14 protein-coding genes are annotated in these 13,536 nt (G+C 38.4%); 4 read left to right on the top strand and 10 right to left on the bottom strand.

Annotated elements, in window-relative coordinates:
* Nucleotides 1-29 precede the first annotated feature (29 nt).
* On the top strand, nt 30-1,235 hold the full coding sequence (locus tag AC1VNJ_RS04195) for an ATP-binding protein (RefSeq protein WP_033579817.1): 1,206 nt from the start codon (nt 30-32) through the stop codon (nt 1,233-1,235).
* 36 nt (nt 1,236-1,271) lie between these two features.
* Here the strand turns inward: AC1VNJ_RS04195 and AC1VNJ_RS04190 are convergent, their stop codons facing one another.
* Together AC1VNJ_RS04190 and AC1VNJ_RS04185 are read right to left on the bottom strand one after the other, a co-directional pair.
* Nucleotides 1,272-1,766, bottom strand: coding sequence for a metal-dependent hydrolase (locus AC1VNJ_RS04190; RefSeq protein ID WP_228459494.1), 495 nt, complete (start codon nt 1,764-1,766; stop codon nt 1,272-1,274).
* Nucleotides 1,767-1,873: 107 nt separating this feature from the next.
* Nucleotides 1,874-2,041, bottom strand: coding sequence for a hypothetical protein (locus tag AC1VNJ_RS04185; RefSeq protein ID WP_165573659.1), 168 nt, complete (start codon nt 2,039-2,041; stop codon nt 1,874-1,876).
* Between the two features lie 123 nt (nt 2,042-2,164).
* On the opposite strand from AC1VNJ_RS04185, the gene AC1VNJ_RS04180 reads away from it, so the two are divergent.
* Nucleotides 2,165-2,407: a hypothetical protein gene (locus AC1VNJ_RS04180; protein ID WP_482640337.1), complete on the top strand. Its 243-nt coding sequence runs from the start codon at nt 2,165-2,167 to the stop codon at nt 2,405-2,407.
* Nucleotides 2,408-2,443: 36 nt separating this feature from the next.
* On the opposite strand, the gene AC1VNJ_RS04175 is transcribed toward AC1VNJ_RS04180, so the two are convergent.
* The 3 genes from AC1VNJ_RS04175 to gabT all read right to left on the bottom strand — a co-directional run bounded on the left by AC1VNJ_RS04175 (nt 2,444) and on the right by gabT (nt 6,774).
* Nucleotides 2,444-3,868: an NAD-dependent succinate-semialdehyde dehydrogenase gene (locus tag AC1VNJ_RS04175; RefSeq protein ID WP_482640336.1), complete on the bottom strand. Its 1,425-nt coding sequence runs from the start codon at nt 3,866-3,868 to the stop codon at nt 2,444-2,446.
* A 31-nt stretch (nt 3,869-3,899) separates the two neighbouring features.
* On the bottom strand, nt 3,900-5,270 hold the full coding sequence (locus AC1VNJ_RS04170; RefSeq protein WP_028411358.1) for a sigma-54 interaction domain-containing protein: 1,371 nt from the start codon (nt 5,268-5,270) through the stop codon (nt 3,900-3,902).
* Between the two features lie 148 nt (nt 5,271-5,418).
* Complete coding sequence (gene gabT / locus AC1VNJ_RS04165; protein ID WP_482640335.1) at nt 5,419-6,774, bottom strand: 4-aminobutyrate--2-oxoglutarate transaminase; 1,356 nt, start codon at nt 6,772-6,774, stop codon at nt 5,419-5,421.
* 276 nt (nt 6,775-7,050) lie between these two features.
* On the opposite strand from gabT, the gene AC1VNJ_RS04160 reads away from it, so the two are divergent.
* On the top strand, nt 7,051-7,476 hold the full coding sequence (locus tag AC1VNJ_RS04160) for a DUF2621 domain-containing protein (protein WP_028411360.1): 426 nt from the start codon (nt 7,051-7,053) through the stop codon (nt 7,474-7,476).
* A 31-nt stretch (nt 7,477-7,507) separates the two neighbouring features.
* Here the strand turns inward: AC1VNJ_RS04160 and AC1VNJ_RS04155 are convergent, their stop codons facing one another.
* The 3 genes from AC1VNJ_RS04155 to AC1VNJ_RS04145 form a co-directional block, all read right to left on the bottom strand.
* Nucleotides 7,508-7,999 (bottom strand): CcdC family protein, encoded by a 492-nt coding sequence (locus AC1VNJ_RS04155; RefSeq protein WP_013084715.1) that lies wholly within the window; start codon nt 7,997-7,999, stop codon nt 7,508-7,510.
* Nucleotides 8,000-8,103: 104 nt separating this feature from the next.
* Entirely contained in the window at nt 8,104-8,673 is a 570-nt protein-coding gene (locus tag AC1VNJ_RS04150; RefSeq protein WP_482640334.1) for a DUF2179 domain-containing protein, read from the bottom strand.
* Between the two features lie 211 nt (nt 8,674-8,884).
* Nucleotides 8,885-9,592: a cytochrome c biogenesis CcdA family protein gene (locus tag AC1VNJ_RS04145; RefSeq protein WP_033579815.1), complete on the bottom strand. Its 708-nt coding sequence runs from the start codon at nt 9,590-9,592 to the stop codon at nt 8,885-8,887.
* A gap of 139 nt (nt 9,593-9,731) precedes the next feature.
* On the opposite strand from AC1VNJ_RS04145, the gene AC1VNJ_RS04140 reads away from it, so the two are divergent.
* Nucleotides 9,732-9,908, top strand: a complete 177-nt coding sequence (locus AC1VNJ_RS04140; RefSeq protein WP_482640333.1) for a Spo0E family sporulation regulatory protein-aspartic acid phosphatase — start codon at nt 9,732-9,734, stop codon at nt 9,906-9,908.
* Nucleotides 9,909-9,930: 22 nt separating this feature from the next.
* On the opposite strand, the gene AC1VNJ_RS04135 is transcribed toward AC1VNJ_RS04140, so the two are convergent.
* Both AC1VNJ_RS04135 and AC1VNJ_RS04130 read right to left on the bottom strand, forming a co-directional pair.
* Nucleotides 9,931-11,736: an ABC transporter ATP-binding protein gene (locus tag AC1VNJ_RS04135; RefSeq protein WP_482640332.1), complete on the bottom strand. Its 1,806-nt coding sequence runs from the start codon at nt 11,734-11,736 to the stop codon at nt 9,931-9,933.
* Nucleotides 11,726-13,489 (bottom strand): ABC transporter transmembrane domain-containing protein, encoded by a 1,764-nt coding sequence (locus tag AC1VNJ_RS04130; protein WP_482640331.1) that lies wholly within the window; start codon nt 13,487-13,489, stop codon nt 11,726-11,728. Before AC1VNJ_RS04130 ends, AC1VNJ_RS04135 begins: the two co-directional genes overlap by 11 nt.
* Nucleotides 13,490-13,536: the final 47 nt, after the last annotated feature.

Genomic DNA, 13,536 nt, shown 5'->3' with positions numbered 1-13,536 from the left:
CACTGCATAGATCTGATTGGAGTGATTCGATGCCCGTTTGTCCTTCTTGTAACTATAAGGAAGATTATAATTTTTGCAGAATGTGCGGCACTCAAGTTCGTCACACCTTCACCAACCAAGAAGATCAGCTTTTTTATCCATTAAAAGATCGAATCATTGCCGATGACAATGAACCAAAGCATCAAGCTATTTTATCTCATACCCATGATTTAGTATGTGCTATTACTGAAGATGGCATTTATGAATACGCTTCTCCTTCTTACGCTAAAACATTAGGGGTTTATCCTGATGAACTTATTGGACAACATGTGCTTATCAATGCGTTTCCTGAAGACAAGCACCTAATCTCGACTATTTTAGCTAACATGAGCAAAACAAAAGATGCCTCCACATTTGAATACCGGAAGTTTCACGTGAATGGCACCATCGTTTTATTAGAATGTAAAGGCGCTCCAATTATCACAGCTACTGGAGAAATCGAAGGGTTTGTATTTATCTCACGAGACGTAACAGAGAAAAGACAAGCAGAGAAAAAGATCCAGAATTCAGAAAAACTCTCTGTCATTGGTCACCTTGCTGCAAGTATCGCACACGAGGTTAGAAATCCTTTGACAACCATTAAAGGGTTTATACAACTGTTCAGTGAGACACAGCAGCCGAAAGAAACAATGGTTTATCGAGATCTCATTCAGCACGAACTCTCACAAATTGAACATATTATCGCAGAATTTATGAGCTTAGCTAAACGAGAGTACGCTTATACAGAAAGCCTTATTATGACAGACTTGCTAGATGAGGTATTAAAGCAATTTGAACCAGTTACCGAAGTCAAAAACATCCACATCATTCGCCATTATCCAAAAGAATATCCCCTGCTCATTAGTGGGCAAAAAACACAGCTAACCCAAGTATTTATTCATATTATACAAAATGCCATTGATTCTATGGAAAGCGGCGGCAAGCTGGCTGTATCGATTGAAAAATCAGCTAGAGAAACGCTATGCATTGTGATAAAAGATAGCGGATGTGGAATTGACTCAAAGCGTATCCCTCATATAGGAGAGCCTTTTTATACAACAAAAGAACGAGGAATAGGCCTGGGACTAACCATTTGCAACAAAATTATTAACGAGCATAATGGTTTTTTCCACGTATCAAGTGAAGAAAATGACGGCACAAGCATTACCATTACCCTGCCTATGAAAACGCCTGAACTTTATGTGGTAGAAGTGTAAAAGAAGCCATCTAATTTACTCAGATGGCTTCTTTCTTTAAAACAGCTGGGTGTACAGCTGATACTTATAAAGCATATAGAAACTTCCTATCACTGCCAGGTAAAAGATGAGAGTCTCTGCTCCACCACCTGTTTCATATGTTAAAGGAGGCTTAAACTTCTTCTTGCTAAGAGGAGAGAAAAAAGGTACCCCTCGTTTAGAAAAGAAATCTCCAAGAATATGAAAAGCGTATCCATAGGCTATCCCTAATGTAAAATCGTTGTTATACATCGTATGTAAATAAAAAATAAGTCCACTTGCAAGAATAGAATGCGTGATACCTCGGTGTCCAAAAATAGATTTAATGACTTTTGCGAGACCAAGAGATCTTCTACCAATATATGAATTTGGTTCATCTATATCAGGAAGCAGCGCTCCAATCGCAATGCCTACAACATAAGGAAATGTAAACGAAGCGTCTCCTGTTATAGCCACACCGGCACCGGCAGCAATCGATGTTGCAATATGTGTGTGATATCTCAAATATGCCACCTTCTTTCTTTTTCAACTTAAGGCAAGCACCGTAACCAAAATCATACATATGTTCGCCCAACGTTAACTATAAGTGAAGGTGGTAAAAATGTCAAAATAATCTATAGTTATGTAAACTGCATACCGACTAACCCGATAAGCATCACAAGAAAACTAATAAGAGTACCCTTTCCATTTTTCTTTGCTCTTCCATCTTTTTTGACAATGGAATAAATCCACGTACTCGAATACACAGCGAATCCAAGAAAACCAAATAACGTAATATATGTAAACATGCCGAAACTCCTTTGCTTGTCATTACTATTAACTATACGAGATTTTTTCAAAAAAACAAAGTAGTATGACGGCTTGTTTAATATCTCTTTCTTTTTCTTATACTAAGAAGAGGAGGGATGTCTATGCACCAAAAGCAGTTGGAAGATATATTTGACTTTTATGGACTGAGCGAGGTTTATCAAGGCAAATTTGAAGATGTTGATCACCACTGGTTATTTAAAGACGCCGAACCAACTATACTAGAAGATTTTTTTAATTCTCACGATTGCGAAGACCTTGCATGCTGTACTCTTGAGGAGTTTTGTTTTTCATTCATGAATTTTCAATCAATCCATGCACAAATTCCCCACGTGTACTATTACTAAAAAAGTGATTTCGCAGGAAAGCGAAATCACTTTTTATTAAAAGCCTAAAGAAATATATTTTACTTCTAAATATTCTTCAATTCCGTAATGTCCGCCTTCACGTCCAAGTCCACTTTCTTTAAAGCCGCCAAACGGCGCTTGTGGTGTAGAAGGTAGTCCATCATTTAGTCCTACAATACCATATTCTAAAGCTTCAGCAATACGAATAGCTTCTGAAATATTTTCAGTGAACACATAAGCTGCTAATCCGTAAGGCGAGTTATTTGCACGGCGAATAACTTCTTCTTCTGTTTGATACGTCGCAATTGGAGCAATCGGTCCGAATGTTTCTTCGTACATACAAAGCATATCATCCGTTGCACCATCTACAACCGTAGGCTCAACAAAAAGTCCGCTTCCCTCTTCGCGTACAGCCCCTCCAGTTAAGACGTTTCCACCCTTTGCTACAACATCATCTAAGTGGCGCTTTACTTTTTCTAACGCTTTTTCATCGATTAAAGGTCCGATATCCGTACCTTCTTCTAAGCCGTTTCCGACTTTCAGCTGACTAACGGCTGCTGCAAACTGCTCTGCGAACGGTTTAGCAATAGACTCGTGCACGTAGATGCGGTTTGTACATACGCATGTTTGACCAGCGTTACGGAATTTAGAAGCAATTGCATTTGTTACTGCTTTATCTAAATCAGCATTTGCTGTTACGATAAACGGAGCGTGTCCTCCTAATTCTAAAGACACTTTTTTAACCGTATCAGCTGCTCCACGCATTAACAGTTTACCTACTTCTGTAGAGCCCGTAAACGATAGTTTGCGTACGCGTCCATCTTGAAGCCACGCTTCTCCAATCGCTTTTGCATCTCCTGTAACTACATTCATTACGCCTTTTGGGATACCTGCTTCCTGCGCCAACTCTGCTAGACGAAGAGCCGTTAGTGGCGTTTGTTCTGCCGGTTTAATAACCGCTGTACATCCAGCTGCTAGAGCTGGGGCTACTTTACGCGTAATCATAGCTGCCGGGAAGTTCCAAGGTGTAATAGCTGCCATAACTCCCACAGGCTGCTTATGAGCAAATAATCGTTTATTAGGAGAAGAAGCTGGAATTGTTTCTCCGTAAATGCGTTTTCCTTCTTCTGCGTACCATGAAACGAATCCGTTGGCATAGCCAATTTCACCTTTTGCTTCTTTAAGAGGCTTACCTTGCTCGACTGTCATGATTTCAGCCAGTTCATCCGTGTGTTCTTCGATCAGCTGATGCCATTTAAATAATAATTTACCGCGCTCTTCTGCTGTTTTTTTAGACCATGTTTGAAACGCTTCATAAGCAGCATCTGCTGCTAGCTTTGCTTCTTTTTCTCCGCCTTTTGCAACGGTAGCTACTACTTCATTTGTTGCTGGATTTACCACTTCGTATGTATCATTTGCCGAAACAGATTCTCCGTTAATATATAAGTTTACTTGCTTCATATTTCTTCACTCCCTGCTTAAATTTATCTACTCACTGTTCGGTACTGTCCGACACATATTTTCGAATTTTACGGCTCGCTTGTGATTGACTAATACCAAGCTGTTCGGCTACTTTGTAAGATGACCTATGCTGTTCAAACGCCTTGATGACCATTTCTTTTTCCACATGTTCAATCATTTCAGGAAGCGTATGCACAGGTGGATCGATAGCAAACTCTTTTGCAAATGGCAAGTCTTTAAGCGTAATCATTTCTTCTCCTGTAACAACCAGACGCTCAATGATATTTTCCACTTCGCGAACGTTTCCTTTCCATTCCTGCCCTAAAAATGCATCTAATGCCTTTGGTGATAAGCGTACATTACGTTCGTATACCGTATTAAAATGATGAAGAAACTGATAGACAAGAGGCAGAATATCTTCTTTTCGCTCTCGTAGAGGTGGGATCGTAATTGGCACCACGTTAAGTCGATAGTACAAATCACGTCTAAACTTTCCTTCTTCGACCATTTGCTCCAGGTTTTGATTCGTAGCAGCAATAATTCGTACGTCTATTGATACTGCTCTTGTTGAGCCCACGGGACGAATTGTACGGTCTTGCAGTACATGGAGCAACTTACTTTGTGCTGAAAGAGAAAGTTCACCAATCTCATCTAGAAAAAGCGTGCCTTCGTTCGAAAGCTCAATAATCCCTTTTTTCCCTTCGCGAAATGCTCCAGTGAAAGTACCGCCTTCATAGCCAAATAGCTCTGACTCAATAAGCTGTTCAGGAAGCGCTGCACAATTAAGCTCATGATACGGCTGCTGTTTTCTTGTACTAAGCTGATGAAGCAGTTTTGCTACTCTGCTTTTTCCTACCCCTGTTTCTCCAAGTAAGAGAACGGTTGTATTTACAGAAGCAACTCGTTGAATGGTTGAAAAAACTTTTTTCATCGCTTCGCTTTTTGTTACGATTCCTTCTAAATCTACGGATTCGTTTAACTCTTTTTTATAGTTTTCAAGCTGTTCTTCCATCTCTTCTACTTTTCGTTTTAGTTCCATTAAGTCTGTGAGATCTCGAGAATAGCTAATAACACTTTTCAATTGCCCGTCATTGGTAAATACTGGCCTAGTCCGCACATGAAGATATCGGCCTGAGTTTGTTTTTTGAACCAATTCAATTGCTTGATTAGATTCAATCACCTTTAACGTGGCCGAAGGATAAAAGATGCCCATTTCCTGAAGTTCTTTTACGTGCTTTCCAATAAAATCTTCCACTTTCAAAGCATAATTTTTTTCACACTCTGAATTTACAACTAATACATACCCATTTGCATCAGTTACAAAGATTTCATCAAATGATGACTCAAATATATCGTAAAGTTCGTCGTTAATTTGCTGAATCTGCTTTTTATGAATGGTCATTTGAATCACCTTTTCGTCAAAAAATAATTATTATTTTATTTTATCAGAAAATGAAAAATCTATAAATAGAGTGTCCAAACATATCCATTCTTTGTGATTTATGAAGAATGAGTGAAGAGTTCTCTCTTCACTCATGCCTCAATTTCTCTTATACTTCAACCGTTTGCTGCACGCTTGCTTCTAGTGCTGCTTCAAAAATAGCTAAGCCTTCTTCTAGCTGCTCATCTGTAATAACAATCGGCATTAAGATACGAAGAACGTTTCCGAATACTCCCGCGCTAAGCAGTAATAATCCACGGTTGTTTGCTTCTTTTACGATGCGCTGTGTAAGCTCTTTATCCGCTTCTTTTGTTTCGCGGTCTTTCACAAGCTCGATAGCAGACATAGCTCCTAATCCGCGGATATCACCGATACAGTCATATTTTTCTGCTAATTTTTCAAATCGTGATGTTACCACTTTTCCAAGGTACTCACCGCGTTCATTTAGCTTTTCTTCTTCAATGATATCAAGTACAGCTAAAGCCGCTTCACATCCAAGAGGGCTTCCGCAGTACGTTCCGCCAAGCTCACCAGGATTAGATTCATCCATGATTTCAGCGCGGCCGATGACACCACTAATCGGTACACCAGCTCCCAGTGATTTAGATACTGTAATTAAATCTGGTGCAACGTCAAAGTGTTCAATACCGAAGTAGCGGCCCGTACGTGCAAAACCAGCTTGAATTTCATCTGATACAAATAAAATTCCGTGCTCTTTACATAATTGATACACTTCTTGCACAAAACGTTTACCTGGAACAATGAAACCACCTTCGCCTTGAATTGGCTCCATTACAACAGCTGCAATCGTTTCTGGTGCTACTTCTGTATTTAAGAAGTTTTTGAATTCAGTGATCATAAACTCTTCGTATGCTTCAACTGATAATCCTTGTGGGCGGCGATACTCATAAGGATATGGAGCTTTGTATACTTCAGGAGCAAACGGTCCAAATTCATATTTATATGGCTTTACTTTACTTGTCATTGTCATTGTCATTAATGTACGGCCGTGGAAACCGCGGTTAAATGAAATAATTCCTTGACGCTTTGTATATTTACGAGCAATTTTCACTGCATTTTCTACAGCTTCTGCTCCGCTATTTAAAAGTAATACTTTCTTGTCAAATTCACCAGGAGCAATTGCTGCTAGTCTTTCTGCAAGCTCTACATATGACTCATACATCATGACATTAAATCCTGTGTGAATAAAACGGTCTACTTGCTTGTGAAGCGCTTCTTTCACTTTTGGATGACTATGACCTACATTGATTGTGCCAATTGCCCCTACGAAATCAATAAACGTATTGCCATCGACATCTTTAACGATCGCCCCTTCAGCCGTATCAGCAAATGTCGGAATGCCATAACTTACACCTTTCGGAATGGCACGGTGTCTTCTATCTAATAATTGCTTTGCATTTTCTCCCGGTAAATTTGTTGCTACTTTGCTAAAAGTTTGACTCATTTTTTATCTTCCTCTCATATTAAATAATTCTTCAATTAGTTTATATGCAAAAAACGTGCCAACTTTTAAAAGGCTGAAAAATAAGCATTTTTAGATAATTCTAACGATAATTCACTCATTAATGAGTCAATATAAACTTATCAGTAAGTCAAAAATGACTCTATTTTCACATAAAGTGCAGGAATTTTATATTGCCATAAAAGGAACAAGGCTTTTATAATAAATGTATAAATATAGTAATGTTATGATTAATCTCTTTATAAAGGAGTGAAAAATATGCTAGAGGGCTGGTTTTTATGGGTTATTTTATTTTGGGTTGTCTTTTTAATGAGCATGTTTGCTATCGGCGGATTTTTTATGTTCAGAAAATTTTTAAAGCGCTTACCAAAAGAAGACGGCATGTCTGAACTTGATTGGCAAGATCACTATCTTTCCAAAACCATTCACCTTTGGTCAGCGGATCAAAAGCAGCTATTAAACGTTCTTGTTGAACCAGTACCTGAACTATTTCGCGATGTGGCCAAACAAAAAATTGCAGGGAAAATTGGGGAACTCGCACTTGAGGAACAAGCCGCCTCTATAACAGAAGACTTAATCGTACGTGGATACATCTTAGCTACGCCTAAACGTGATCATAAATTTTTATTAAAAACATTAAAAAAGCAAAAAATAGATGCCGTCCCTTATCAGCATTTATTTTAAATCAAAAAAGGTGGCTGCGTAGCCACCTTTTTTAATTTAATATCGTTGTATTTCCAAGACGATCATTGTGCAGCTTTCGTTCGAGCTTTTTGTACGATGTGTACATCGCAATGCGCCAAGGTACAATCATACCAAATGCTAAAATCCAGAACATACCGCCAAGCTGGCCAACATCAATTGAAGAACTTAAATATATTTTCATTGCAATTCGAATAATAAGCAAACCAATAATAATGAATGCAAAAGCTTTTGAACGCTTCAAGTAAATATGATCGTCACGAATTTCAAATTTAGACGTTTTAATTAACAGGATTGAGAAGATCATGCCTGCTATTAACGCCTCAAGCAGTTCTGCACCCGTTACTCGAAACATTGGAAAGATAAACATTAACGCTCCCGTACTCATAAAAAAAGGCGGAAGTATAATTTTTTTTGCATTCGTTGGTTTATCAGCAGCTTTCATTCGAACAACTAATATGAAAGAAGCCATAAAAATTGCGACAAGTGTTGAAGCAATAACCAATGAAATCCTTCCTTTACTATAGTTTAGTGTGTACTTATATTATAATCCAAAAAACATCAGAAGTAAAAGTGCAACAAAAAAACAGAAGAGGATCTCTTCTGTTTTTATTTAGTAGAGGTAATATCTGCTTTTGCTTTTTGCTTTTGTTTTTGCTTTTGTTTTTGCTTTTTCATTGCTTTTAGTAAGAACCCGCCTTTAAATTTACGCGGCTCGTATGAAATAATGAAAGCACGAGGCTCATATTCTTCAATGAATGCTAATAGCTCTTCTTCTCTACTTCTTTTTGTTAAAATGTCTAATCTATAGCGTGCACTGTCTCTTCCTTCACCTTGGTACACAGTAACACCAAAACCTTCCTGTCGAAGGCGGTTAATTAACTCTTCATTTTTGGTCATAAGGTTAACTAAGAATGTTGTATATCCGATAGCAAGCCTAGATTCGATATAACTTCCAAGTATAATTCCCACTCCAAATCCAACTGCGTATACAACCATAGCAAGCGTGCTTTGATCTCCTGAAAATACTAGGGATAAGCCAAATACATAAATTAACGCTTCAACAAATCCAAAAACCGAGGCATACATACTCATACCTTTGACTAAAAAAATTGTGCGCAGCGTCAAGATCGGTACATAGATCAGTTGCAAAAGCAAGATTAACAAAATATCTTTCAATTTATACACCTCTTTTTAACAATTAAAAATATGACGATTTCATTGTATCACTCCGTATTTATAGAAGATATAGTAAAAATAAATTTTTTCTATATATTTTTTCGAGTCATATTCTTGCTTCTTTCCTAAGAGCTAAAATGAACGTTTGGTCTTTAAAAAACAAAAAAGAACCTGCCAACTTCCAGATTCTTTTTTGTATCATTTTCCCTTTTTAAAAGCCCGTAAACCCTCCAAATACGCTCGTTGTATAAATAATAATTTTTGTCATCCAGTCAAAATATAAAATAAACCCCATGCCAATCATTGCGTATCCGCCAACTTTCATCATGGAATTCATATGTTTTTTTAACCAGTTCATTTTTCCAATAAAGAATGTCATGATAAAGAACGGAATAGAAAACCCAAGTGAATACGTTATCATGTACAAAAGACCGGAGCCTGGGTTTGTCGCTGCAAGCGCCATAACCGATACTAAAATAGGTCCCGTGCAAGGAGTCCAGCCGGCAGCAAAAGCCATACCAATAAAAGAAGAACCTAAGAGTCCAGCCGGCTTATTGGCGAATTGAACTTTATGTTCCTGCATAAGAATTCGAGGCTTAAAAATCCCTAGTACAACTAGACCAAAGAAAATAATAAGAATAGCGCCAATCTGCCGAATTAAATCCTTATAGTTAAAAAACCACTGACCAATAAAGGATGTCGCAAAACCAATCATAATAAAGATAACAGAAAATCCCAGCAGGAAAAAAGCTGTGTGAATAAAAGCTTTGCGCTGATGTGACTTAGCGCCTTCCTTTAGCTCGCTGACTGATACTCCCGTTATGTACGATAAAAAAGCTGGATACAAAGGCAAACAGCAGGGTGAAATAAACGATAAAAAGCCTGCGCCAAATGCCAAAAATAAATTTAAATCTCCCACATTTCCCACTTCCCTTTTTTGTTCTTTTTGTTCTTTTTCGTTACCATTTTGTAACCAAATTGTCTTATCTCACTTCTTTCAAATAGTACCATTATCTTGTATAATTAGGTAAACGACTTGTTAGAAGGGATACATAGCATTGGCCAAAAAAGATATTCTATTAGCGATTGAAAAGAAACGAGAAGAACTCATCCGCATAGTCCGAGTAAGTGGATTAAACTCTCCAACTGCTATTAAACATAGTCAAGAATTAGATCATTTATTAAACGTTTACAATGAATTCCCTGCTCAAACAACAGAAACAACCTCTTCATGAAGGTTGTTTCTTTTTTTCACCTTCACTCTATCAATTCTTTATAAATCTCTTTTACTCCTGTTTCTTTATTGAAATTTTCCTCTTTTTCACTGTGCTGAAGCTGATACATATTATAGTACAAACCGCCTTTATCTAGCAGTTCAGCATGCGTTCCTTTTTCGACGATTTTCCCTTTATGCAATACTAAAATACAATCGGCGTGTTGAATAGTTGATAAACGATGGGCAATCGCAATCGTTGTGCGGCCTTTTCCCATATCTCTTAACACTTCTTGAATCGCTTCTTCCGTTTCTGTATCGATATGGGCTGTTGCTTCATCAAGAATAAGGATTTTAGGGTTTCGAATCACCGTTCTTGCAAATGCTAAGAGCTGACGCTGACCGCTTGATAAAGTTGAACCTCTTTCCACTAGCACTTCATTATACTTATTAGGAAGAGCTTCGATAAATGCGTGAGCTTGCACAAATTTCGCCGCTGCTTTTACTTGCTCATCAGAAAAATGGTCTTCATGCAGCGTAATATTTCGCTTTACGGTATCGGCAAATAAAAAGGCATCTTGCAGCACCAGCCCTACCTGATCTCGAAGCTGTTTATTTGAAAAGGACGACAGTGGTTTATTATCGATCAAAATGTCTCCTTTTTGCTGCTCATAAAAACGCATTAATAAATTAATGATGGAGCTTTTCCCGCTTCCAGTATGGCCTACTAAAGCCACTGTTTCTCCTTCGTTTACCGTAAATGATATATCAGAAAGCACATCTCGAACACCGTCATAGGAAAACGTGACGTTTTTGAATTCTACCGTTCCTTTTTGTACCCCCTGCTTTTGTTCTCCTGTCATCACTGGATTTTTTTCTTCCTCATCCATCAAATCAAATACCCGGGAGGCTGATACCATCGCTTGCTGATACATAGAAAGACGCTGCATCATTTCATTAACGGGCTCAAAAAAACGATCCAAATAGTTGATAAACGCGTAAAGAACACCCATTTTAACAGGACTGTCAGCTACGGAAATGCCAAAATAACTGAGCACAAGAATAACGGCTAAAATATAAAGAATTTCGACAGCAGGCCTCAATAGCAAACCATCTAACTTAATATTGCGCATGCCCGCTTTGTAGTGCTCATCATTAATTTCTTCAAATTCCGAGCGAAGCCGCTTTTCTTGACGAAATAATTGAATAATGGGCATGCCTTGCAAAGACTCATGAAGCTTGGCATTTAACTGACTTAGCTTTTCTCGGAGCTGTCCGTAGTAAATAGCGCTGTAATGCTGATAAAGCTTCATAAGTCCCCAAATAAACGGGAGAAGAACTAAACAGTAAAAAGCCAGCTTCACATCTAGCATAAACATCGCTATAAAAATACCAATCAAAAATACCCCATTTTGAATAAAAACCGCGATGACTTCTACAAACATTTCTTTCATAGCTTCCGTGTCATTTGTAATTCGAGAAACAAGGCTTCCCGTTGGCGTGTTGTCAAAAAAGCGAAGCGCCAGACGATGAACATGAGAAAAAACGTCAATTCGAATCTGCTGAATAATTTGAAGCGCAATTTTCTGAAACTGCAGAAGCTGAAAGTATTGAACGACAATTTTTAAAAGCTGTAAAAGCAAATAACTGCTTGCAAGCCACACCAGAGGCTGAAGAGGCAAATACTTAGGAGTTAAATAATCGTCAATGAAAATTTTAATCAAAATGGGCCCTAATAAATCAGCAGCCGTAGCAATTAATAATAGAGTGAACGCTAAAAAAAATGATTTTTTATGCGGAATTGTATAGTGAAACAGACGTTTATGTACCGAAGAATGCTCAATTTTCATTTTTCGTCTCTCCTTCTTCTACCGCACGTTCAAACTGCTGTCTATCGTACATATCCTGATACCAGCCGCTCACGCTAAGCAGTTCCTCATGATTTCCTCGCTGAATAATTTTCCCTTTATCAAGGACAAGAATCAGGTCTGCATGAGTAACCGAGCTCAGCCGATGCGCTGTAATAATCGTTGTTCGATTTTGACGTTTTTGCCTCAACGCTTGTAAAATACCCGCTTCCGTTTTTCCATCTACCGCTGATAGCGAGTCATCTAAAATTAAAAGCTCAGGATCTAATAGAAGAGCTCTTGCAATCGAGATACGCTGTTTTTGTCCACCAGATAACGAAACGCCTTTTTCACCTACTATTGTTTGATAGCCATCTGTAAAATCGAGGATGTCTTTATGTACATTTGCAACTTTAGCCGCTTCTTGGATTTCTTGATTGCTTGCGTCTTCTTTTCCGAACGCGATATTAGCAGCGACTGTTGTTGAAAACAAAAAGTGATCTTGAGGAACATATCCAATGCTTTTGTACAGTGAATCAAAAGCATAATCTTTAATGTCTTTTCCTCCCCATAAAACAGCTCCGTCGCTTACATCAAATTCACGAAGCAACAGCTTTAAAAGCGTGGTTTTCCCAGCACCCGTCTTTCCGACAATCCCTAACGTTTGACCGCGAGAAAGTGTAAAGTAAATTTCGTTTAACGTGTATTCGTCTTCTTTACCATACGAAAACCTATGAATAACAGCTTCAATATTTCCTGTTGGCAGTTCAACACTAGGATGCGCTGCTTCTTCAATCGAATTTTCTTCTTTTAATAAAGAAAATACCCTGTCATATGATGCTCTTCCTCGTTCCACAATGTTAAATAGCCAGCCAAACGCGAGCATCGGCCAAATAAGAAGGCCCAAATAAGTTGTAAAGGTAACAAGCTGTCCCAGTGTTAACTCTTCACTAATCACCATCTTGCTGCCAAAAATAAGAGCAAGTAAAAAAGAAAGTGCTACAATAATCGAAATGGTCGGATCAAACAATGCATCTACTCGTGCTACTTTCATGTTCTTTTGAACAACATCTGCAGACTTCATACGAAATTCTTCGACATCAGCTGCTTCTTCCCCAAACGTCTTAATGACTTTAATTCCGCTAATGCTTTCTTGAACCTTATCATTTAAAGTAGAAAATGCTGCTTGTGCGTGATGAAACCGCGCATGAAGCAATGTACCATAGTAACTTGTTAAAACGGCCATAAGCGGCATAGGAATAAGGCAAATAAGCGTTAATTTCCAGCTGATTGTTAGGGCCATTGTGCATAGAACAAGCCCTCCTGTGACAATGGAATCCACGAGCGTCAAAACGCCCGAACCTGCAGTTTGTTGAATAGCTTGAATATCATTCGTTGCATGGGCCATCAAATCCCCAATTCGCCGCCGCTGATAAAAGGCCTGATTCATCCTGGTAAAATGAGTGTAGAGAGTATTTCTCAGCTGCTTGGCTAGTTTAACAGATGAACCAAATATCATAATACGCCATATGTATCTTGTGAAATAGGCCACAACAGCAGCTCCTAGCAAAATACCAACCATCTGCATTAAGCGCTTTCCATTCAGCGTCCCTTCTTTAATGCCATCTACCGTTAAACCAATAATTTTAGGCGGGAGAAGTTCTAATGCTGCCACAATAATGAGCAGCGCTATCCCCGTTATGTAAGACTTTTTTTCCTGTTTGAAAAACCACCATAACTCTCGAAAAATTTTCATCGTATCCCCCTAGCCCCACAACCATTTTCTTATCTCTATCATAAAAC

It is taken from the genome of Priestia sp. 3CA3, assembly GCF_056836725.1.
The sequence above is the reverse complement of the archived record's forward strand: the minus strand, read 5'-3'. Positions and strand labels throughout refer to the sequence as shown.